Below are 23,035 nucleotides of genomic sequence, written 5' to 3' on the forward strand. Positions count from 1 at the left end.
CTTTTTAACTTATATTTTATATAAATGTCTTTTTAAGTTTTTTATTAATACTTGCTATATCCTGCTGCTTTTTTCTCATTTTTTATTTACGGCATTCCTGCTAAAATACAAATCCCCGATTTTTTCCATCTCTTCTGCTTCCAGTTTAAGAGTAGGCGAATTAAGGTCCGAAGTATCTCTATTTTCTACAATTAGTACCATTCCCTCTTTGTCCAGGGTATGTGTATGCCAAACTCCTCTTTTTACATTATATAATTTCATTGGTTCCATAGCTACCCCATCCATATTATTGATGGCCTCTCCGGTTCCTCCGGTAAAAAGAGTACAGTTTCCGGCAAGCAGTACAAATACTTCATCAGATTCATTATGCTTTTGCATGGTCTTTAAATTCGGAACCTCCAGTTCCTCACAGTACCGGAGAATTGCCACTCTCCAGCTCATATAATCAATAACCGGCTTATATCCTTCTCCCTCATAGGAGGTAATATCAATATATTGTTTCTCCATGTGCCCTGTCACCTTTCCTCATTTATAATGTTTTGCCGTATCCGGTGAATCCTTCCACCAGATTTCAATTTCCTAATTCCTGTATATTGAAATTCCTATTGGCAATTACTTTACGGCAAATTATTTTTTAACTTGTATTCTAAATCAGGTCAACTCTTATTCCGTGAACAGAATTGCTGTCCAGCTTCTGAATCGCCTCCCTGGAAAGGACAAATTTCTCAGCCTCATTCCCTAACGGCTCCTTATCCAAAGCAGCAGCTCCGATATGATATTCACCGAATTCTTTCCCTTCCCTGTTTATATAGGTTACGGCAAAGCTCCTGCCGCCGAATTCAAAGGATACCTCGGCCTTTCCCTCTTCATCAAACTGCTCCTTTAACAGCTTTGGCTCCAGAAGGAGTGCGCCGTAATCTCCCTTCACTCCGAACATTTCCGTTAATACGGTAAGCAGCAGCCAGCTTGCCGAGCCTGTCAGGTAGTGGTACAAGCCCCTGCCGTTATCCCCGATATATTCCGGAATTCCCGGATATATCCTGCTCTTTTCGAAATCACTTAAATGGGAATAGAGGCTGTTTATGACCTTATAGCCTTCCTTTATAAAATTCCTCTGGTAGAGGGCATTGCCATACATAACTGCCATATGGGCAAAGACCGCTCCATTTTCCTTGCTGCCGTAAGCAAAGCCGAACATTCTGCCAAGGTCAGTCTTTAATTCATGGAAGTCGGTATTAAGCTTATAGCCTCCCAGCTCTTTGGCATACAGGTACTTATCTGCGGCAGCTGTAATGTCCTTTACCTGCTCCTTTTCGGCAATGCCGGACATAATGGTGAATACCTGGCCTGTCAGCATCATACGGACGCCTTTCGGATTATCGCCTTCCACTCTTCTTCCGTTATTATCGTAATAGCTGTTGTACCAGGAATAACCCTCACTGTCACTAATCCACTCTGTTTTCCTGATGTGTTCTTTTATCCAGTTTCCCTTCTTTATCAGGTTTTCTGCAAGCTCTGACAGGGATATCTCCTTTTTCCTTCCGCTTACGGTATGTCTTACCTTATCACAATAGCTATGTAAGAGCTCTGCCTTTGCCTTGCCGTCCTCATAAAGCTCCTCCTCGTTCCGAAGGAGTATAAATAATTCCTCAAGGAGGGATACCTTCTCCATGCCCTCCTCTTTTAGATGGCGGAGCATCTCACCTAGCTGCACCAGATTCTGGCCGTAAAGCGCACTAAAGGCAACGCTTTCTCCCCGCTCCTTTGCCATATCAAGGGCATCGTTCCAGTCAGCCCCCCGAAGGCGCATATGGTTATGTTCTCCCACATCGTAAAAGGCGGTCAGAAGCTGTATCAGCACATGCTCCAATACCGTACCCTTATATTCGGCCTGCTCCTCTGTCCGGAGGCTATTACCGTCCTCCGCCTTCCACAGAAGGTCTTTTTCTTCTCCTCTTACTGCCTGAGGGTCTTTAAAATAAGTATTTTCCTGAAATAAAAGTCCTGTATCGCCAGTCTGCATAATGTAGAGCCTGGTGGTCAAAAAGGGCCATACGCCGTGATCCATCCATACTCTGGTAATGTTATTCCTGTCTGCTATAAATTCACCCTGCTCTGTGCCAATAATTGTGGCATTGCTTCCGTCTGCACGGACTCCTGCATAGTTAGACCACAGCATTTCCCTGACACCCTCTGGGTTCATGATAAGCAGCGCCAGGCAGTCCTGCCATAAATCCCTCCAGCCTCTTCCGCCTTTTCCGTAGTCATGGTGGGGAAGGAAGGAACAGCCGTAAATTCTGCGAAGTATGGGCTGGAAGTCCACCCATTGCATCCATGCGTCAAAATTCTTGGAAGCGGTATGGTATTTGATATTCAGCTTCTCCAGCCAGCTTTTTTTCGCTTCTGCAAGGGCTTTCTCAGAATATGCTTTGGAAAGGTAAGGCTTCGCCTGGGATAGAAAATCTTCTTTGCTCTTCCCATAGCCAATTACTACGATATAGGTTTTTTCTTCCCCTTTTTTCAGGGTGCAGGTCTCATAGGCAATACCTCCCAGGGTCTCATAGCCATCCTTATGAAAACCTGCTTTTACCGGTTCCTTCTCTTCCAGCAGGGCTCTGGGGTTAATAAGAGAACCCCCTTCTCCAATAAAATCTTCTATTACCGGATAGAAGCCTGCGGGCAGCTCCGGTGCCTCACCCTCCATATGTGGTGCAGCTTCCGCACTTCCCGCTACGCCATATACGACTTCATTCTTCCTGTGTCCTCTTTCATCAAAGGTCAGGGTAGGATTTAGCAGAATACCCTCCTTTACCGTTTCCATCCGGTGAAGCAGGGAGGTTACATGCCTATGGTCCCTGATATTATCCGCAGACCGTCCATATAACGGAATTGCAGCAGTGGGAGTTATGGTGATATCCTCAAAAGGAGCCCTTAAGGTCACCAGCATAACCTCCAGGGTATCCGCCAGGGGGACAAAGGAGGTGATTTCTGCTTCTATCCCATACTCTTTAGAGGTTCTCTTTACTGTATGCCACATCATTCCTGCCATCAGGAGGGTTTTATCCTTTTCCTTGCTGAAAAGCCCTGCTTCCTGCCAGGCAGAAGCTCCTGCAGCCGACCAAAGCCCTTTCTCTTTAATATTGACCCAAAAGTTTCTGGTGCCTTTTTTATCATGCAGCTCTTCACTGCTTACAGGGGCCAGTAAAAACGTATTCTGCCCCATTTTATTATCTCCTCCAAGACTTGGTGTAACACTTGCCATGACTCCCTTTTCATTTGCCAGGGGAAAATACAGATACCCCGTTAGCTCAGGGTCTTTCAGGCTAAATGTCCCGTTCTCATCCAAATATTGATATCCTTTCATGTCCTCTCCTATCCGCTCTTCAATCTGAAATAAAATCGTTTCAATTAAATTTTGCATTACGATGCATTAAAGTGTGTTCTTCATTGTCCATTGTCTACTAAATTTCTTATATTTTCTTTGCTATAATAGAAATTATATATAATATTAATAAAAAAAACAATCTAATTTTACTTAGATTGTCCGCTTCTTTTTATTATAAAACTGCATTTATTACTTATTTTCTCATATTTGTAATGCTTTTCCAAACGGACCTAAAGCCTTGAATGCCAGAAGCTTTTTTCATTCACCAAGCCCTTACGCACTGATAAACACTGCATTTTCAATCACTTTTAATCATTTTTAATTATTTTCAATCAAAAGAAACTGCCGCAATTTTATTCAGTCCTTTTGCGGCAGCCTCTCTTACTTTAAAAATGGTATTTTATTATTTTTTTGATTTTTTTATGCTTCTGATTCTTTTAAAAAAACTGGTGATATAGTCTTTGGGAGCTGTATTTTTGCCCTCTTTCCTCAATGCCTCTTCTATAAAGCTTTGCTGGGCATCTAAAGGAATACCGCTTCCCCCGGTCTTTTGATAAGTTCCGTCACGTTCCACTACTCTTGCCTTTACGTTATCGGAAAACATCACCTCAAGAATATGGTAAAGCCTTTGCCTGATATCCTCATCCATAATGGGGCATGCAATTTCCACTCTTCTTCTGGTATTTCTGGTCATCATATCCGCCGAGGATATATAAAGCCTGGCATCCTTTCCCTTTCCAAAGCAATATATTCTGGAATGTTCAAGAAAACGTCCTACTATACTGTATACGGTTATATTTTCTGTCTTCCCTTTTATTCCCGGAAGAAGACAGCAGATGCCACGGATTATCAGCTTCACCTCAACCCCAGCCTGAGAAGCTTCGGAAAGCTTGCCCATAATTTCCTTATCCGTCAGGGAATTCGATTTCATAATAATGCAGGCTTCCTGTCCCTTTCTTGCCTTATCCGTCTCATTATCAATCAGGGCCAAGATATTGCTTTTAAAGAAATAGGGTGCCACAAAGAGATTGTTATAATTTCCCTGCAGATTTGCTATGGACATATTTTTAAAGAATTCATTGGCTTCCTGGCCCAGCTCCTGGTTAGCTGTAATAAGCGACAGGTCGGAATACAGCTTTGCGGTTTTTTCGTTGTAATTGCCTGTCCCAATCTGGGTCACATAAAATACCCTGTTTCTGTCCCTTCTGGTTATCAGACAGATTTTACTGTGTACCTTAAAGCCTTCAAAGCCGTAAATCACCGTACAGCCGGCATCTTCCAGCCTCTCCGCCCATTCTATGTTGTTCTTTTCATCAAATCTTGCCTTTAATTCCATAAGAACGGTTACTTCTTTGTTATTTTCCGCTGCATTGCAAAGGTAGTCAATAATTCTGGAATTTCTGGACAATCGGTATATTGTAATTTTAATGGAAATGACCGCAGAGTCCTGGGCACTTTCTCTTAACAACTGAAGAAAGGGCTCCATCTGGTCGTAGGGGAAGAAAAGCAGGATATCCTTATGCCTGCATTGGGCAGTGATACTCTCATTACTGCTCAGATAGGAGGGAAACTGCGGTTTAAATTCAGGATAGCTCAGCTGTTTTATCAGGGATACCCCTATGTGACTATGCAGGTCAAAGACATAGGACAGTACTAACGGTGCTTCACTTACAAATACCTGCTCTTTTGTCAGATGGAGTTTGGACAGAAGAAAATTGCTCAGATCCTTGCTTAAATGTCCCTGTACCTCCAGCCTTACAGGAGATAACCGGGACCGTTTTTTAATGACTTTTTTCATACGCTCCCTGAAATCGTCATCCACCTCGAAGATTTCATCCTCCGGGCTGATATCCGCATTTCTGGTAACGGATATGATAGCCGCACATTCTATCTTATACATACCGAAAATATCACCTATATGCTCCAACACGACCTTCTCTGTCATGATATAACTGGTTTCCGTACCGGTCAGCATAAAAAAGGCTGGCAGGGACTGGGAAATCGGGATCAGCCCGAATTTCGTGGATTCCCCTGTGAACTCACAGATGATATAGATACTTTTATTGCTGAGATGGGGAAAAGGATGTCTGGAATCGATTACCTGGGGCGAGAGTATGGGCATTATCTCATCCTCAAAAATCTTATCCAGCTGCTTTTTCTCATTTTTTTTCAATTCATTACTATCCAGATTACGTATTCCAAATTCACGGAGTTTCTCTTCTACCATCAGGTAAACTCTGTCTCTTTCCTTATACAAGGGGACTGCTTCCTGAAAGATAAGCTCCAGCTGCTGTCCGGCAGTCAGTCCGGTCTTATCGTCCACGTTGTTATCCATATACATAAGGTCAGTTAGGCTCCCCACTCTTATCATGAAGAATTCATCCAGATTACTTGTGAATATGGAGATAAATTTCAGGCGTTCATAAAGAGGCACAGACTCCTCCTCTGCTTCCTCCAAAACCCTGCGGTTAAAGCGAAGCCATGAAAGTTCCCTGTTTTGCATAAAGGAATTTTGGAAATTATTTTCCGGATGGGGCATAGACATTCTCCTTCATAATTCTTTCGTACAAATATCCTTCCCTTACACCATATTTGCTGACGATAATCTGCTCCGCTCCGTAAAAAGCGGCAATGGTATCAACTGCAATAAGGCCTGGGATTATGGTATGGATTCTATCCGGTATTACCTGCAATATCGGGGCAATGGTCTGCCTTTTGCTATTATGGATTATAGTAAGCATTTCTTTGATATCAGAGGTCTTTACCGTAATATTTTCTTTGGGATATCCAAAAATCTGATTGCTTAACTTGACGGCTGCACGCATGGTTCCGCCTACACCGCAGATACAAGGGGATACTTCCTTTTTCAGCTCCAGGGAATGAAGGGCTTCTGTTACATGTTCCCTGATAAGGTCTCTTTCATCCTCCTTGGGTATAATCTTCTTTACATAATTCACATACAGATTGAGGGAACCAACCGGCATACTGGTGGCATACTGAATCTGCCGGTCCTGAAAAGATACCAGCTCCGTACTGCCGCCGCCGATATCCACCAGGGTACCGGATTCACCCTGAAACACCTTAATGGCTCCCATAAAGTCAAGGGTAGCCTCCTCTTCACCGGAAAGCAATTCCACATGAAGGCCCGTTACCTCTTTGATTTTATCAATAACTTCTTTGGTATTTACAATGTTTCTTAAGGAAGCGGTAGCAAAGACATTAAGCTCCTTCTCTCCTATACCAAAGTTTGCAATATACAGCTTATACTCTTCCAATATGGAACAGGCTCTATTGATACCTGTCGAACTGAGTCTTTCGTTTTTTATGTAATTCACAAGACCAGCCATGGTTTTCTTTTCAAAGATTGATTTCAGACTGCCGTCACTCTGTTCATAGACACATAACCTCATGGTGTTGGAGCCTAAATCCACTATTGCATACAGCATACAAATCCTCCTGTCTGCCGGTGTTCAATCTACAAGCATTGTATCCCGGCATTGTTTATTTTATGTAAAGCAATTATTAAGACAGTGTAAAATCGGTACATAAAACTAGTTTTTTTGTTTTAAAATGTCGTATCCTCTTGTAAGTACCTCTGATCTGATATAACGAAAAGTCTCCTCTTCCCCTTTTTCCTTTAACATGGCAAGAAGCCTTTCCAATAACATTTCCGTATCCGGATGGATCAGATAATGCTTTCTGGAACCATTAAAATAATCCAGGGCATCACTGTCCTTGTAAGCATCCTTATGGTATATCCGGCAGGCCGCCACTCTGTCACAAAACATTTCGACCACATAATTGACAGGCATCCTCATGCCCGTCATGGGAGCACCTTCATTTAAGCTGTAATCGATCCAATACTCCAAATGATGCTTATTCCGTCCCTTATGGTGAAGCCAGGCCAGGCTGTAGCCCTTGTCTTCCCTTTCCGCATTGTTGGGACTTCTGTTTCCCTGAAAATACTTCGCGCCTACGAAAAATTCCACAGGACTGTATTTAGACATATCATGGAGAAGTCCCTGTCTGTAAAGCCCTGCTTTAAAACAATATTTCATAACCAGACGTTTGTGATGATTAATTGTTCTTAAATGCTGTAACCACTTCATATTTACACCTATTGCATACCGCAGGTATGCTGACAGAAAGTCTCGTTTGTTCTGCCGGCTATTCTGCTGTATTGCCACAAATAAAAAGGAGCAGAAGAATCTGTGTGTGTTATCCTTTCGTATCCGATTTTCTTTCACTCCTGTAAATTAATTTCTTTAATCAATTATAACCCTGCACAGCTTATAAATAGGTTCCCCGCAGGAATACCTATAACCACTTGGCAAGCCAAATCACTGGAAGCTGTCTCAGCCTCTGCGGCTTTTAAGTTTGGGTTAATTATATTCTTTCATCCCTTCTAATGCAACAACTTATACGGAAAAAATTAAGATTCTTCCTTCTCACCGTCCTCTCCGGTTCCCTTATTTTCCGGTAACTCCCCGGCCGTAAGCTCCTTTGACATTTCATAGCTCAATCTGTCACCGGTCTGATAGGAACTGCCTTTTCTTTCCTTGTTTTTCTGGTAGAGCTTCATGAAGAAATAGGAGATACTATAAAAAGCTACAACGGCAAGTCCTGCTATCAACCCTGTTCCCTGACCTTTGATAAAGGGCATACAGGCAATTGCAGCAATTAAACAAATGAGTACGAACAAAGAGGAATAAGGAAAGCCTTCAAGCCGCAATTTATCCTCCGGTTTTCCATACCTTTTACGAAAATGGATATGGGAGGCCATTATCATGGCATAGGTAAAAAGAGAGGAAAAACCGCCGGCACTGATTAAGAACAGATACACCTGGGGCAGAAGCATGCCAACAAAAAGTCCAAGGAGCATGGCAGCACCGGAAAATAAGATGCCTTTGTATGGAACCTCACTCTTTTCCTTTAAAAAGGTTGGTGCATGACCTTCATCTGCAAGAGAACGAATCATTCTTCCCAAACCAAACATAGCGGCCAGCATGGTAGAGAGTATGGCAGTGATTAATACAATATTTAATACCGTTCCCGCCCAGCCATAGCCAAAGCGGTTCAGGGCCGCTACCATAGGGCTTGTATCCTCATTAATATCACCGGTAGGAATCAGAAAGAGCAGCACTCCCACAGATATTATATAAAGGCCTAACAGCAGGACAACGATTTTTCGAATTGCCTTCGGTACGGTCACCCTTGGCTCCTTTGCTTCCGAAGCAGCCAGTCCTACCACTTCAAAGCCTGCATAGGCGAACATAATGATTAACATGCTTCCTGCCAATCCTCTGAACCCATTTGCAAAGAACGGCTCGGAAAGAAAAGCCGGACGGTTGTATACGGCACCATTATGACCAACAGCACCTCTTATTGCCCCGATGATTAAAAGTCCTCCCATTATAATAAAGGCAGCAATGGTAATTATCTTAACGGCAGCCAGACTGCTTTCCAGCTTGCTAAGCCTGCTGGCTCCCAGCAGGTTAATGAGGGTTACACCAACAATAATGGAACTTCCCACTATGATAGTGGAAATACCGGGAAACCAGTTTTTTATTAAAATTGATATGGCTGTTGCTTCACTGGACATGGCAAAGATCATACCTGTCCAGTAAACCCAGCCGGTAACAAAGCCCGCTCCCTGTCCATAGGCATCTGCCGCAAAGCCTTTAAAGGAGCCGACACCCGGATTATTCACTGTCATTTCGGAAAGGGCAAATAAAATGAAATAAACTAAAATTCCTCCCAATATATAAGAAAGGATAATGGATGGCCCGGCAGAATGGATGGCAACGGATGAACCCAAAAAGAAGGAACCTCCAATTACTGAGCCTACCGCCATCATTGTCAGCTGCCAGGCTGATAATCCTTTTTCACGCTTTTCTCCCATACATACCTCCATGCATAAAATTAAACAGTATTTCTAATATAGTATCTCTCATAATATTTAATAGATGCATGGACGTATTTTCCTTTTTAATTCAAGTTTTGGTATGAATGGCAAACGGTAGTTTTTCAAAATGGGACGGCAATTTGTATAAAATAATAAGCAGAAAGGCTTCGATTCCAATGTATAAGAAGTCCTAATTCTCTGAAGCTTTTGTGCTGGACATATCATCAAACTGATAACTCGCTGAGCTCAGACAATCTGTTTGATGATATAGCACAAAAGCTTCAGAGAAAAGGACTTCTAATACATTTCCATAGGCACATTTCTGCTTATTATTTTATGCAAATTGCCTGGTTATTGAAATTGCTTTGAAGGGCAAGTTGAAGGTGCATTGCAGGGCAAATTGTTGGTGTATTGCGGGCAAATCAGCTTTCTATTTTCTTTTAACTATGCTACAATGGAAAAATATTTAATTTGACAGATAAAAGATATTATAACGGATTGCATCAATTTCAAGATGGCAGTGATAACAGAAAGAAGAATTGTATTGAAAAATTTTACTAACAGCAGAAAAAAAGAGCTAAAGCAAAATGATTTTACGAAGGGAAGTGTGGTAGAGAATATTTTAAGGCTTGCCCTTCCAATGACTCTCGCACAACTTATTAATGTCCTATATAGTGTAATAGACAGGATATATATTGGACTTATCCCAAGAAATGCTACTCTCTCTATGACCGGTATCGGCCTTACCCTTCCCATTACTACTATTATCATTGCTTTTGCCAATCTTTTTGGCATGGGAGGTGCGCCTCTTTGTTCCATTGCCAGGGGAAGGGGTGAGAAGGAGGAGGCAGAAAAAATTATGGGCAATTCCTTTGCCTTGCTTCTATTATTTTCTGTTATTCTTACCATTCTGGGTTTTCTTCTGAAGAAGCCACTTTTATACCTTTTTGGAGCAAGTGATGATACCTTTCCCTATGCAAATGCTTTTATCAGTGTTTATCTTTTAGGAAATCTTTTTGTTATGGTGAGCCTTGGCATGAACAGCTTTATTAATTCTCAGGGCTTTTCCGGCATCGGTATGGCTACTGTCCTGCTCGGTGCTATTGCCAATATCATCCTTGATCCTATCTTTATCTTTGTATTCCATATGGGTGTTACCGGTGCGGCTCTTTCCTCGGTTATCTCACAGTTTCTTTCCGCCTTTTGGGTATTTCACTTTCTGACCGGCAAAAAAGCCCTGATTCGGCTAAAGGCCTGTAATATACGCTTGCAGCCTGCTATTGTCAGGAAGATATCCGCCCTTGGCCTCTCCGGGTTTATGATGGCTATTACCAACAGTATTGTCCAGATTGTCTGCAATAAAAGCCTCCTTTTTTATGGAGGGGATTTGTATGTGGGCGTTATGACCGTTTTAAATTCCATCCGTGAAATAATTTCCATGCCCGTGTCTGGCTTAACCAACGGCTCCCAGCCGGTGATAGGTTATAATTACGGAGCCGGTGCTTATAAAAGAGTCAGAAAAGCAATTAAATTCATGTCCGTGACCTGTATTGCCTACACGCTGGCTGCCTGGGGGCTACTGCATCTGTTTCCCCATTTCTTTATCCGGATTTTTAACCATAATCCTGCTTTAATCAAGGCTGCCATGCCTGCCGTAAGGATTTACTTTTTCGGCTTTTTTATGATGTCCCTGCAATTTGCCGGTCAGGCTGTTTTCGTGGCTTTGGGCAAAGCCAAATACGCAGTGTTCTTCTCTATCTTAAGAAAAATTGTGATTGTAGTCCCTCTGACCCTTTTACTGCCCCATTTCTTCCGCTCCGGCACTACCGGAGTATTCCTAGCGGAGCCTGTTTCCAACTTTATCGGCGGAAGCGCCTGTTTTCTGACCATGTTAAGTGTAGTGTTAAAGGAATTAAAGCTGAAAGAAAAAAATTGTACATAATAGATCAGGGCAGGATGCCAAAAGGTCTCCTGCCCTGTTTATGATAAGTTACCATATAATGCAATAGAAGCGTATAGTTTAAACAATCAGCAATGCTTAGCCTTCACTGACAGCCCGGGCACTTTTTTCGGATAAAATGACCATCATACAGAGAAACAGGAGCAAAGCTGCCGGGTAGAGCAAAAAGGTCGTTGCATTGGCAATGGTACCAAAAAGCGGCGGCATAAAGGTGGAACCGATATAGGCACAGGCCATCTGCATTCCCATTAAGGATTGTGAAATTGCCTTGCCAAAGCGCCTGGGTGTCTCATGTATCATGCTGGGATAGATGGGCGCACAGCCAATGCCTGTGAAAAGAAGCCCTGCCTGTAAACTAATTCCGCCTCCGGGCAGAAACAATAATAAAATACCGAATAATATAATCCCTTCTCCTATCCGTATCATGGTACGGTTATCAAGCTTCATGGTAAGGAAGCCTGCCAGGAATCTTCCGATGGTAATGCCAAGGTAAAAAAGCGAGACCCATTTTGCGGCCGTTTCTGCCGTAATACCCTTAGAAAATACAAGGAAGCTGCTGCCCCAAAGTCCTGCTGTGGCTTCAAAGGCACAATAACAAAAGAAAGCAAACAGGGCGGAAAGTACCCCCTTTTTCTTTAATAACTCACCGCGGCTTAAGTCAGTGGAAATTTCCTCCTTGCTGTTTTCTGCTTCCTGCTTCACCTTTGTCCATAAGGGCAGGGAGAGAAATAGAATAACGGACAGGCCTAGCTGAACTATTCCGATGGTGCGGTAACCCATATCCCATCTGCCGCCCTGCTTCAGAAAATGAGCCATAATTACAGGTCCTGCCGTGGCTCCCACTCCCCAGAAGCAGTGGAGCCAGCTCATATGTCTGGCTTCATAGTGAAGAGCGACAAAGTTATTCAGGGCCGCATCCACAGAGCCTGCTCCAAGCCCTAAAGGCACTGCAAGGAGACAGAGCCAAAGGAAATTATCCGAATAGGCAAAGCCCAGGAGGGCAGCTGCCGTCATAATAACACTGATAGCTGTAACAAGCCCGGTTCCAAGCTTCTTTATAATGGTAGAGCTAAAATAGCTGGAAACAATGGTTCCTCCGGAAACAATCATCGTTATGATTCCGGCATAGGCAACCGGTACATGAAACATTGGCTGAATGGCCGGCCAGGCAGACCCAAGGAGGGAATCCGGCAGCCCCAGACTGATAAAAGCAAGATAAATAATGATTAATAATAGTAATGTCATCTGAACCTCTTTCTTGAATCTCAAATCATTAATTGGCACAATATTCATTGGCCCTTTCTTGATAGAATATATTTGTTACCGGATTGTTCCAGTAAAAACCGTATCATTCCCTGTTCATAATCCTCTTCGAAGCTATCCGATACCACCACATAGGCATCAAATTCACCCCTTAACAGGTTATTTGCATACTCTTTAATGCTTATGGCATCTCCTTCTTTGAAAAAGTCCCCATAGAGGACGAACTGCTCCGGCGCAATGATACAGGAAAAAGCTGCTACCAGTTTACCGAGGCTCTCTGCAACCACTTCCCTGTTGGTATAATCAAGCTGCCTCCATTCAATTCCAATGGGAAGATTTCCAATCTCTCCGGCAAAGCTCTTATATCCGGTATAGACCTCACCGTTAAGGACCAGTCCGGCACCGGGATTATAAAGCCTTGGGAAATAAATCCCCGCTATATTTTTCATACCGCCAATCGCTTTATAATGAAAATAGCCATTTACGGCTCCATTAATGTCATTTACAAAGATAACCGGTATGTTGTATTTGCTCTTGTAATACGCCATAAATTCCTCACCTATCAGGCTGCTGTAATCATTCAGCGTTACAATCCCATCTTCCTCTTCCCCCGGAAGGCCGAACCCAAGGATGGAAACGGAGGACACTTTTTGTAATCCCCTGTCTATCATTTCTCCAAAGCTTTCTACCACAATATCCGCCATAAAGGTCTCTTCCCGGTAAACAATTTCACCTGCCAGGTTTACAACTGCCAAATGGATGCAGTTCTTATTCTCCTTTTGATGGCCATATACTACAATTCCATGACTGTAATTAACATTGTAGCAATACTGCATGGAAGGGCGCCCTCCGTTGGATGGAACCATCTCTCCTTCAAAAGCCTCTCCCTCCTTTATCATATCAGCCAAAAGGGAATTGACCGTCACTACGCTCAGACCGGTCTTAAAGGAAAGCTCCTGCTTGGTGGCCTGCCGCAATAGCTTTAAGCTCTCCCGCACCAGATTTTTATTGACCTCTTTCATGAGAAGGGTATTTCCGCTTAACATCCTTTCACCTCCTGCCAGACATTCCTGTTGTATGCTTCTATTGGCTATATTCCAGCTTTTAATATCGAAAGCTATGGAATTTCTTTTCCTTCCTCCTGTGTATAAAATATTCTTGTAGCATCATTAAAAAATACCTTTTTAAAAGTTCTTTAATAAGTAATTTCAGTATAATAAGTTTTGATGTAAATGTCAATCGGTAAAAGAAAAATTTATCTGCTAAACCGGCAACCATTTGCTGCCTTATCATATATTAAAATAACTAATATAAGCAGGTTCAAGCTATGGCAAATAGCGGAAAAGCAGATAATCAATTGAATCTGGCTCTGGATGTTCCGGAAGATGTAAGGGCTAAAACCCTCGACTTAAATATCGGCTTCATACCTGAGGTTAAAATATGGGAGCTGATTGTAAAATACAGCGGTGATCTCTCCCGTGTTGCCAGCGATTTAGGCGCTACCGTAGTTCCACTCCAGAATGAATATGCAATTATTACCCTCCGTCAGGATCTCATTCCCCAACTTACCGCTTATCAGGAAATCGAATTCATTGAAAAACCGAAGCGCCTCTTCTATTCCGTAAACCAGGGAAGGAGTGTTTCCTGTATTAATCCTTTGCAGACGTCCCAATATAATCTGTTCGGCAATGGTGTCATTGTTGCGGTCATTGATTCCGGGATTGATTATGCCCATCCGGATTTTCGTAATCCGGACGGAACCACACGGATTATTGAACTGTGGGATCAGACAATTGAAGGGAAACCGCCGGAAGGCTATGCCATCGGCACCCTCTATACCAGAGAGCAGATAAACGAAGCCTTAAATGCTCCCACCCAGCCGGAGCGCCTGGCCATTGTACCAAGTGTTGATTTATCCGGTCATGGAACCCATGTGAAGTGTTTGAATCCGAAAAAAATAAAAGAATAATCAAAAATGGGAACAAGAAATTAAATATGGGAACTGACAATTCAGAATCTCCAATGTATAATGATTTCCTGGTTCTTCTCACTGTTCTTTTCGCCAACCTCAATATACTCCACAAATTCGTTGATCAGCTCATGATCCAGCTTTTCAAAATCCACGGCCCCAGGGATTAAGTCATCCCAATTCTCGTGTTTCTTTTTTAGAGCCAGTGCCTGGATTTCAGCTTCCAGTTTTTTCACCCTTTCATACAGGCCTTCTGCCATCTGGGTAAGGTTTCCCTTTAAATCCATATATTCCTCTTCGGATAGAACCCGGTTCGCCCTGTCGATATATAACATGGAAATTGCCTTCCGGGTTCTCTTCAGCTCCTCCTCTGCCTTTAAAAGGCCGGACTGCTTTTGTTTCAATAACCTATTGTCCTCCCTGTCAAATATAAGGCCTTCCTCCGGCTGGCACTGCTGTACATGATGCTTTATCATATCCCTGATTTTAGCTTCCAGTAATTCCATCAGCTTATTATAATTTATGGAATGGGGAGAACACTGCTCCTTCCTGCTTCTTTTATACAGCTGGCAATACAGGGTTACGTACTTCTTATCACCATTGCACCTGACTAAGGTACTGCCGCAGTCCCTGCATTTTATCTTTCCGGCAAGAAGATTGACCTGCTTCCCGCCCCCTTGCTCCACAGAAGCTGCATACCGTCTGCCCTTTCTCAGCTCTTGCACAAGCCCGAAGGTATCCCTGTCTATAATCGGTTCCTGACAGTCCGGTACGATAATCCATTCAGGCTCCGGAACAGCTTCCATTTTCCTGCTCTTATAGCTTACCTTTCTTTGCTTGCCCTGCACCATGTCTCCCGTGTACATCCGGTTACTGAGGATTTTCTGTATCGTTGAAGTTCCCCAGATATTTTTCCTGGCATAATCATTTTCCTTAAAGGAATGCTGATAGGCAAACCCCTGATTTTTCTTGTAAACACTGGGTGTTGGAATTCCCTCTTCATATAATTTATCACAAATCTGCCGGTTACCCAGGCCCTGTACGGCATAGCGGAAAATCTTCCTGACCACAGGAGCAGCTTCTTCATCTATTATCAGCTTATGATTGTCCTCCGGGGATTTTTTATAGCCATAAGCAGCATAGGAGCCGAGAAACTGGCCTTTTTCCATCTTGCTGCGGAACACGCTGCGGATATTTTCCGAAAGGTCTTCACAGTACCATTCATTTATCAATCCATTAATCTGCCTGGCCTTTTTATTTCCCTTTACATCGGTATCCACATTGTCGACAACTCCAATAAACCGGATACCAATGGCAGGAAAGAGCCCGTGTATGTACTTCTCAACCAGCTCCATATCTCTGGTAAATCTGGACTGTGTCTTGCATATGATTATCTGGAAGCAGCCCTTACCGGCATCCGCCAGCAATCTGTTAAAATCAGGCCGGTCACTGTCAAGCCCCGAATAATCATCATCGGAATAAATATCATATACCGCAAATTGATGTGCTATTGCATAGTCAATCAGAATCAATTTCTGATTCTGAATACTTGCACTGTCATCTCCCTGATTAATCTTATCCTGGTCTTCCTTGGACAGTCTGCAATATATTGCTGCTTTTTCCACCTTTACATCTCCCCTGAATTCCTGGATTAACATTTTTCCAACTCCTGCTTTAAAGCCTTCATACTTCCTATCATATGGTGTATGTGCAAATGCTTATGATATAAGCAGAATCTCCATTCGTATCAAGCCTGTTTACTCTGCTGTCTGCTTTTAAGAAGCCTTATAAGAATCCGGGTTATTGCCTTATTTCTCTCTTCCTGGGATTTTATCCTGTATACATCCTTTACGACAAACATTTAGCTGTTCCCTCTCACATAGGGTTTCATCAGTAAAATATATTTTACTGCAATTCGTCCTATTCGTATTACCGAATGGCTGTTTCATCCTTAATTCCCCGATGGTGATATACTGCAGGCGGCTTTAGCAAGCACCTGCTGTAAACCGCGTGTCAGGAGTAATAAGGATTCTCCAGCTTCCTCTGTAGTTTTATCAGAATCTGCCCTATTTTTATTTATATTTTGCGTAGTTTTTGTAACATATTTCGACAATTTTCATAATATACATTGTAAGTAAAAATTAAGGAGGATTTATTATATGGATAATATTATTGCACCAACCAACCCTGTAGGAGAAGTTATTCCTTGTGAGAACACCTGCCCCACCACCGCTTTTCAGTTGGCAGATGTTTGTGTTCCCGTTACAGTAATTCCCTTTGCACATGCTGGAACTCCTAAAACCATCTGTTGTGGCGATGCTCGTGTAACTCCCGGAAAAGATGAATGCTGCGGCCGTCCTAACGGAACCTGCACCTTTACACTCAGCCAGAAGATTTGTGTGGAAATACCTGTTGTTTTCGGCGCAAAAGCTATCGTAGGCGGTACTTCTGTAGAATGTGAAAAAGTTTCAACAAAAAATATCTGCAAAGATAATTGCAAAAAAGAATGGGAAGATTAATTTCCATTAAAAGTTTATATATGGGATTGGACGTAGATTTATACTGCTGCTAATATATGGATCTGCGAAACGAAATCTGCAAATTAATACCTTCCAGGCTTTCTATGATACTTAAAATCATAGAAAGCCTGGAATTTTTGCCTTAGCAGAACTCCTTGCTATCAACTCAGGATGATTGACGGTCAATAGGAATAGACCAGCTTTTATTATGTACTGCCAAAGTATCTTGAAAACAACTGTTCTGACGTCTATTTTGCAGTCAAGGGCAGAATCCATAAAAGCCGGCTCTGCCCTTGATTACTTCCCTTATATTTTACATCGTGTGATTTACAGAACTTAAAAGGCTTTCTGCCTTTTTATTTTTGAGCTTCTTTACCTTTCCACAATTAATGGTCTCATCATATCATAGTCTTCATGTTCCAGGATATGACAATGCCATACATAATCTCCGGTATGCTCTTTAAAGTGCATGATAATCGTCGTCACCTGCCCGGGCTCCGTTCTTACGACATCCTTTGGTCCATTTTCATATTTTAGCGGAGGATTTAAATTTTTTAAATCCAGCTTATAGTTGCCTTCCTCATCAAAGTCTTCTGCCGTGAACGGCTTTCTTCCCAGTATTTCAAAGTGTACCAGATGCAAATGAATAGGATGAGGAAAATTGAAATTATTCACAATATTCCAGATTTCAATGGTATCTAACTTCGGCTTTTCAGTGGCCGGAGCATCCCACATCCTGTTATTGAGTAAATGCACTACTCTTCCGTAATGATCGGTCGTTTCATCCAGATACATCGTTCTTTGCCTGATTGCCAGTGCTGGATCCATTTTATGAAGGGGCATTAATTCCTTCGGTATCGTACTTGTGTCAGGACATTCCAGTTCCTTCTTCACCTTGAATTTCATTATCAGCTCCATACCGGGGCTGGGAGGTCCCTGTGCAATATTCAGCAATAATATTTCCTGGCCTTTATATGCCGAAAAATCCACAATCAGATCTATTCTTTCAGCCGGTTCCAAAATAAAGGATTCAATGTCCACAGGATGGTGCAATAATCCCAAATCGGTACCTATCTGGTGAAATACTTCCTCATTGCTCAGTTTCAGCTCATAACCGCGTAAATTAGAGGCATTTAAAATACGGAACCTGTATTTACGGGGTTCAACCTCCAGGTACGGCCATAGCTTTCCATTTACGACTATCGTATTTCCGAAGAAAAAGGAAGGTGTTGACGGAACAGGATTATCAACAGGGGGCGTTGCATTATCCGGGTAGAACAGGGAACCGTCCTTATTAAAGGTTTTATCCTGGATCATAATAGGAATCTCATAAGGGCCTTTCGGAAGGTTTAGCCTTCTCTCCAGGAAATCCCTTATAATATAGAAGCCTGCCAGTCCGGCATATACATTTAATCTCGTGATTCCAATAGCATGGTCATGATACCACAGGAGCGCTCCGGTCTGGTGATTCGTATATTCATAAACTTCTCTTGAATATTTTTGTCCGACAAAAGTGTTATCCCTTGTAAACCAGGCCTCCGGATGCCCGTCACTGTCAGCAGCCACGTTGGCACCATGAAGATGAACAACGGTTCTTACATCCGGTGTATCCATGGCCCCGTGCAGGGTATGGTCAACCGGCAGAAGATGCTTTCTGGGCAGATCATTTTCCCATTTCACTTTCACCCTTGTGTCCTTAGCAACCTCTATTGTAGGGCCGGGATAGGTCCCGTTATAGCCCCAGATAGTTGTTTTCGGAAAAAGCTTGTGAAATTGATGCTCTGCTTCCTTCATATAAATGTGGTAATAGTTTTCATCCTCTTCCGATGAACAGCAATTGTTGACAGGCTTAGCTATATGGGGTATTGGCAGCGGATCTACAAATTTCGGAATAGTCTCCGGGTTCGACGGATCCACTTCTGCTATTGGTTCACTGCGATATTCTGGCTCTTGTGGACTATTCTGTAAACTATGCTCCATAATTAATCCTCCCTTTACGTTAAAAAGGTTAAAAAAACCTCACATTATTATATGAAGCAGATGTCAACTTGTGTCTTATTATGTCGATTCATTGTTGTTATACCCTGCAATTGCTTTGCTTTGCAAAGAAAAGCAGCGGTTTTGATAGTGAAATCAAAACCGCTGCCTGGCATTTATCTATCCTGCTATAAAGTTATTTAACCTGCCCAAACGATACTCAATTAAAATAAATATGGAAATTCAAAGGTATCCCTTCGGTCCTAAAAGGCAATTATGCCTAAAAAATGTACCAGCAGGCCGGCTTTGCAATCAGTGATAAAATTGAGCAGGAATACATTATGATCTGTTATCTTAGCTGATATAAATTACTTCTTATTTTGTCTTTTTCAAATGATAAAAATAACTGAATATACCAAGTATAATTTCTGCAAAGGCTAACAAATAAATTCTTGTTGAATTTATATACAACATATCATCAGAATAGTTTGTTGGATGCGAGAGTAAATATATCTTAAAAATCCTCGGTAAAACATCCGAGCAAAATATAGCAGCACCTAAGGTCATACAGCCAAGCAAAAATAAAATTCCTGAAAAAATCAATGAAATTTTGTACATAATTATTCCCCCAATATAAATTTAAAAAACATGACATTCTGACACCCGAATGCTATTTGAAATTTAACCATTCTTGCGTAAGAAGCTGACTATATTATATAGCTTTAAGAGTTCCATTTTATGGGATTAGCATAACACAGACTATCAGAATAGGCAATAGACATATCCACATTTTCGTATTCAACTACATGACACATGTAACAGGAATAGCTGCCGGTAACGGGAGAGCCAGCAATGGACTATACCGGGGTGTTGCTTCCCAGAGTGATTTGCTTGTTGTAAAGCTCGGCTCTTCCATCGGCAATTCCTTTCCCCGGACTACGCAGCTAATGCAGGGCATTGATTTCTGTGTGAAACGTTCCCTGGAACTACGGCAGCCCATGTCAATTAATATCAGCTTTGGTACCAATTACGGTTCTCATACCGGTAACTCTATTCTGGAAAACTACATGAATGAAATCGCCAACAGAGGAAGAATCAACATCTGTGTCGGTACAGGCAATGAGGGCACCACCAGTAAACATACCAGCGGAGTCCTGACTATGACGCCTGGAGCTTCCCGTGAAATAGTAGAACTTGCCGTAGGTGAGTATGAATTTACCTTTAACCTTCAGATTTGGAAGAATTTTTATGACCAATTTGAAATCGTGATTACCTCTCCGGGAGGTACAAGAGTGGGTCCGATTCCCGAACGCCTTGGCACTCAGCAGTTTCGTATCGGACCTACAGAAATTTATCTTTATTACGGAAAGCCTCTCCCCTATAATCCGCAGCAGGAAATTTACCTGGAATTCATACCGGTCAATGAGTATGTCGAAACCGGCATATGGACAATCGAATTAGTGCCAAGAAGTATTGTTGTCGGAAATTATGATATGTGGCTGCCTTCCGGGGGCGTATTAAATCCCCAGACTGCTTTCCTGCGTCCCACGGAAGAAACGACTCTTACCATTCCTTCCACTGCGGAAAGAGTGATATCCGTAGGAGCTTATGATGGTTCCAATGACAGCCTTGCTTTCTTTTCCGGGCGCGGTTTTCCAAGAAACGGAGCACCAATTAAACCGGACCTGACAGCTCCCGGTGTCAATATTAACTCCTGTTCACCCGGAGGCGGTTACACTGTGCGCTCCGGTACCAGTATGGCAACACCCTTTGTAACCGGAAGCTGTGCCCTTATGATGCAATGGGGTATTGTAGAAGGTCATGACCCTTATATGTACGGTGAGAAGATGCGGGCTTACTTAATAGCCGGCGCCAGGGAATTAAGCTTTGAGCCGGTATATCCCAATCCCACTTTTGGCTATGGAGCCTTATGCTTGAGGAATACGTTTATGCTGACGCAATGATAATTTATACAAATAAAATAGATGGAGGAGCTTCAACTCAAAAGCTCCTCCATCTATTGTGTACATACATAACTTTTAGAACATTTACATCTAAGAAAGTAATATTATTAAATGACTAATAGAATAGACGCCAACGTCTATTGACTACTGTAGTAGTTGATGGTATTATAAAGTAAATTAATGTAAATTAATATTTGAATCCGGATGAATTACATTAATTAACTCAAACTTCGTACATAGATTTTAGCTATGCACCTTGAGAATTCAATAGCTGGCAGTAATTAATTCAAAGGAACGGGTATTGATAGGTCTGGGTTATTAATATTGGTTTTTGTACATGCGTTGCTTTATTATCAGCCACTGTATTAATCAGCAGCTTCGGAACAAAAGTCTCTGCGGCTTCATACGTAAGCGGCAGTGTGGGTGGACTTAGTACTTACGGCAGTCTCTCGATGGGTAGTACTAGCGCATCTGCAACAACAGGATCAAGTGGGTCCGCTTCACATTATGTTTATGTAGAATATGTCTATGGATTTGGCACAAATCTGTACACTGTTTCTGGCAGCAGTGCAAATAGTACTACTGTTACAGTTACTGCGACCTCGAACCATTACGGATCCGTTTCAAAACATGCTTATGGAACTCACCGAGTTAGTGGAGGAAGTGGAGGATCATGGGAAGATTACACATCAATCTAATGATTTAGACTTGCACTAGCAGGAGCAATGTCTATACTTCAAGCATTACTCCTGCTACTTTTAAAAGAAAAGTTTAAAAATAAATCTCACGCAAATTTGCGCCTGCGTCCCAACGTTTGCAGGTTATGGAAAGGCATGGTTATTATTATGCAAAATAAACTTTCATTACTCATTTCTTGCATCATCGTCTTACTTCTTTTCACTTCATGCTCCAAGCAATATAATACATCGAATACATACATCCCATACCAAGATTACCAATACACCTACAATAACCAGGGGAGCTTTTCGGATATAGCCGAAAGTGAAGACGGCTACTATTTTCTCAGCGGATTCTATCTCTACTATGCAGATAAGACTACCATGAATCCGGTTATCCTATGCAATAAACCCAATTGCCTCCATTCTGATGAAACAGATCCTGAGAAAATTACAAGCTGTAATGCCTGCTTTCCAGGTATACGCTCTGGTGGGAGCGTTTCCTACTTTGATGGAAACGTCTATATTTTGGAAAGAGATTCCAGTGATAAGTCTGGTACAGCATATCAACTGATCAAACTATCGAAAGATGGTACAAAGCGTAAAACAGTACTTCATTTTAAATATACTCCCTCTTCACTGGCGATTCATCGGGGCAAGGTCTATGTTGCAGGCAGAGTATATGATGAAAATGGAACTTCAATATATGGTGTAAGTGAATATGATTTGAGTAAAACTGCCTCACAGAAGCCTGTAACAATCTTCGAAGGAAAAATCCCAGACGGAAATATTCAAGATCTTATTTGTTATGGGCAAAATATATACTTTAGAGAATTTGCAATGAACAGTGAGATTACAACAGTACGTATCCAACACTATAATCTCAATACAAAAAAGTCTGCTTGTATCATGCAGGAAAAGGGTAATTCATTTCCGGCACATATAGCATTCCATCATGATCATATTCAGTACTCATATACTACTCTGGATTACACCACCGGAGAAGTAACTCAAACGCATAATTATATGTGTGAATTAGACGGTTCAAAGGCGAAAGAAATCTTTTCAACCGATAATTATCAGACTTTATACTCTGATGGGAAATATATTTATCTTGACGATGTAAAATGGTCTCCCTTCTCAAAGCCTGCTGACAAACTGTCACTGATAGTAGCAGATTCGGATGGTAATGCAATTGCTTCTACTCCTACAGGTTCTTACAGCAAAACATCTTCTCAAATAATATGTGGTAGTGCAGAACATCTTTTTTTAAAAAATCAAACAGATACCACCTATCAGATTTTATATGCAAATAAGGATAAATTTGAAACTGGTAAGATAGATTTTCACTTAATGTTTGAAATGGAACTTGATAAAATGACACCTGGCCATAAAATTGATAATTAGAGGAGGTTT

15 protein-coding genes are annotated in these 23,035 nt (G+C 42.0%); 5 read left to right on the forward strand and 10 right to left on the reverse strand.

Annotation, left to right across the window (positions count from 1 at the left end):
* Window positions 1-75: 75 nt before the first annotated feature.
* The 6 genes from BUB77_RS14780 to BUB77_RS14805 form a co-directional block, all read right to left on the reverse strand.
* Window positions 76-507 carry a hypothetical protein gene (locus BUB77_RS14780; protein ID WP_073277257.1) on the reverse strand — a complete coding sequence of 144 codons (432 nt, stop codon included), beginning with the start codon at window positions 505-507 and terminating at the stop codon, window positions 76-78.
* Between the two features lie 139 nt (window positions 508-646).
* Window positions 647-3,364 (reverse strand): GH36-type glycosyl hydrolase domain-containing protein, encoded by a 2,718-nt coding sequence (locus BUB77_RS14785; RefSeq protein ID WP_073277259.1) that lies wholly within the window; start codon window positions 3,362-3,364, stop codon window positions 647-649.
* 424 nt (window positions 3,365-3,788) lie between these two features.
* On the reverse strand, window positions 3,789-5,924 hold the full coding sequence (gene ppk1 / locus BUB77_RS14790) for a polyphosphate kinase 1 (RefSeq protein ID WP_170866658.1): 2,136 nt from the start codon (window positions 5,922-5,924) through the stop codon (window positions 3,789-3,791).
* Window positions 5,905-6,831 carry a Ppx/GppA phosphatase family protein gene (locus BUB77_RS14795; RefSeq protein ID WP_084124273.1) on the reverse strand — a complete coding sequence of 309 codons (927 nt, stop codon included), beginning with the start codon at window positions 6,829-6,831 and terminating at the stop codon, window positions 5,905-5,907. The genes ppk1 and BUB77_RS14795 overlap by 20 nt, the downstream gene beginning before the upstream one ends.
* Before the next feature lie 105 nt (window positions 6,832-6,936).
* Window positions 6,937-7,494, reverse strand: coding sequence for a DUF5662 family protein (locus tag BUB77_RS14800; RefSeq protein ID WP_073277342.1), 558 nt, complete (start codon window positions 7,492-7,494; stop codon window positions 6,937-6,939).
* Between the two features lie 323 nt (window positions 7,495-7,817).
* Window positions 7,818-9,287, reverse strand: a complete 1,470-nt coding sequence (locus BUB77_RS14805) for an amino acid permease (RefSeq protein WP_073277263.1) — start codon at window positions 9,285-9,287, stop codon at window positions 7,818-7,820.
* A 547-nt stretch (window positions 9,288-9,834) separates the two neighbouring features.
* Here BUB77_RS14805 and BUB77_RS14810 point away from each other — a divergent pair.
* A complete protein-coding gene (locus BUB77_RS14810; RefSeq protein WP_073277344.1) occupies window positions 9,835-11,232 on the forward strand; it encodes an MATE family efflux transporter in 1,398 nt (465 codons plus the stop codon).
* A 96-nt stretch (window positions 11,233-11,328) separates the two neighbouring features.
* Here BUB77_RS14810 and BUB77_RS14815 read toward each other — a convergent pair whose 3' ends face one another.
* Window positions 11,329-12,495, reverse strand: coding sequence for an MFS transporter (locus BUB77_RS14815; RefSeq protein ID WP_073277346.1), 1,167 nt, complete (start codon window positions 12,493-12,495; stop codon window positions 11,329-11,331).
* 44 nt (window positions 12,496-12,539) lie between these two features.
* Window positions 12,540-13,559 (reverse strand): ROK family protein, encoded by a 1,020-nt coding sequence (locus BUB77_RS14820; protein WP_073277265.1) that lies wholly within the window; start codon window positions 13,557-13,559, stop codon window positions 12,540-12,542.
* Between the two features lie 281 nt (window positions 13,560-13,840).
* Between BUB77_RS14820 and BUB77_RS14825 the strand changes: the two genes are divergently transcribed.
* Window positions 13,841-14,482: a S8 family serine peptidase gene (locus BUB77_RS14825; RefSeq protein ID WP_073277267.1), complete on the forward strand. Its 642-nt coding sequence runs from the start codon at window positions 13,841-13,843 to the stop codon at window positions 14,480-14,482.
* Window positions 14,483-14,523: 41 nt separating this feature from the next.
* Here the strand turns inward: BUB77_RS14825 and BUB77_RS14830 are convergent, their stop codons facing one another.
* Entirely contained in the window at window positions 14,524-16,140 is a 1,617-nt protein-coding gene (locus tag BUB77_RS14830) for a recombinase family protein (RefSeq protein ID WP_073277269.1), read from the reverse strand.
* 501 nt (window positions 16,141-16,641) lie between these two features.
* Here BUB77_RS14830 and BUB77_RS14835 point away from each other — a divergent pair.
* Window positions 16,642-17,001 (forward strand): hypothetical protein, encoded by a 360-nt coding sequence (locus BUB77_RS14835; RefSeq protein WP_073277271.1) that lies wholly within the window; start codon window positions 16,642-16,644, stop codon window positions 16,999-17,001.
* A gap of 372 nt (window positions 17,002-17,373) precedes the next feature.
* Here BUB77_RS14835 and BUB77_RS14840 read toward each other — a convergent pair whose 3' ends face one another.
* Window positions 17,374-18,981 (reverse strand): multicopper oxidase family protein, encoded by a 1,608-nt coding sequence (locus BUB77_RS14840; RefSeq protein ID WP_073277273.1) that lies wholly within the window; start codon window positions 18,979-18,981, stop codon window positions 17,374-17,376.
* 803 nt (window positions 18,982-19,784) lie between these two features.
* On the opposite strand from BUB77_RS14840, the gene BUB77_RS14850 reads away from it, so the two are divergent.
* Together BUB77_RS14850 and BUB77_RS14860 are read left to right on the forward strand one after the other, a co-directional pair.
* On the forward strand, window positions 19,785-20,942 hold the full coding sequence (locus BUB77_RS14850) for a S8 family peptidase (protein WP_073277277.1): 1,158 nt from the start codon (window positions 19,785-19,787) through the stop codon (window positions 20,940-20,942).
* A 725-nt stretch (window positions 20,943-21,667) separates the two neighbouring features.
* Window positions 21,668-23,026 carry a hypothetical protein gene (locus BUB77_RS14860; protein WP_073277281.1) on the forward strand — a complete coding sequence of 453 codons (1,359 nt, stop codon included), beginning with the start codon at window positions 21,668-21,670 and terminating at the stop codon, window positions 23,024-23,026.
* The last annotated feature ends 9 nt before the right edge of the window (window positions 23,027-23,035 follow it).

It is taken from the genome of Anaerocolumna jejuensis DSM 15929 (assembly GCF_900142215.1).
Classification (GTDB): domain Bacteria; phylum Bacillota; class Clostridia; order Lachnospirales; family Lachnospiraceae; genus Anaerocolumna; species Anaerocolumna jejuensis.

Excerpts from the sequence above, each read along its gene's own strand:
- BUB77_RS14780 (WP_073277257.1), bottom strand. The coding sequence starts at position 507 with ATGGAGAAACAATATATTGATATTACCTCCTATGAGGGAGAAGGATAT.
- BUB77_RS14785 (WP_073277259.1), bottom strand. The coding sequence starts at position 3,364 with ATGAAAGGATATCAATATTTGGATGAGAACGGGACATTTAGCCTGAAA.
- ppk1 (WP_170866658.1), bottom strand. The coding sequence starts at position 5,924 with ATGCCCCATCCGGAAAATAATTTCCAAAATTCCTTTATGCAAAACAGG.
- BUB77_RS14795 (WP_084124273.1), bottom strand. The coding sequence starts at position 6,831 with ATGCTGTATGCAATAGTGGATTTAGGCTCCAACACCATGAGGTTATGT.
- BUB77_RS14800 (WP_073277342.1), bottom strand. The coding sequence starts at position 7,494 with ATGAAGTGGTTACAGCATTTAAGAACAATTAATCATCACAAACGTCTG.
- BUB77_RS14805 (WP_073277263.1), bottom strand. The coding sequence starts at position 9,287 with ATGGGAGAAAAGCGTGAAAAAGGATTATCAGCCTGGCAGCTGACAATG.
- BUB77_RS14815 (WP_073277346.1), bottom strand. The coding sequence starts at position 12,495 with ATGACATTACTATTATTAATCATTATTTATCTTGCTTTTATCAGTCTG.
- BUB77_RS14820 (WP_073277265.1), bottom strand. The coding sequence starts at position 13,559 with ATGTTAAGCGGAAATACCCTTCTCATGAAAGAGGTCAATAAAAATCTG.
- BUB77_RS14825 (WP_073277267.1), top strand. The coding sequence starts at position 13,841 with ATGGCAAATAGCGGAAAAGCAGATAATCAATTGAATCTGGCTCTGGAT.
- BUB77_RS14830 (WP_073277269.1), bottom strand. The coding sequence starts at position 16,140 with ATGTTAATCCAGGAATTCAGGGGAGATGTAAAGGTGGAAAAAGCAGCA.
- BUB77_RS14835 (WP_073277271.1), top strand. The coding sequence starts at position 16,642 with ATGGATAATATTATTGCACCAACCAACCCTGTAGGAGAAGTTATTCCT.
- BUB77_RS14840 (WP_073277273.1), bottom strand. The coding sequence starts at position 18,981 with ATGGAGCATAGTTTACAGAATAGTCCACAAGAGCCAGAATATCGCAGT.
- BUB77_RS14850 (WP_073277277.1), top strand. The coding sequence starts at position 19,785 with ATGACACATGTAACAGGAATAGCTGCCGGTAACGGGAGAGCCAGCAAT.
- BUB77_RS14860 (WP_073277281.1), top strand. The coding sequence starts at position 21,668 with ATGTCTATACTTCAAGCATTACTCCTGCTACTTTTAAAAGAAAAGTTT.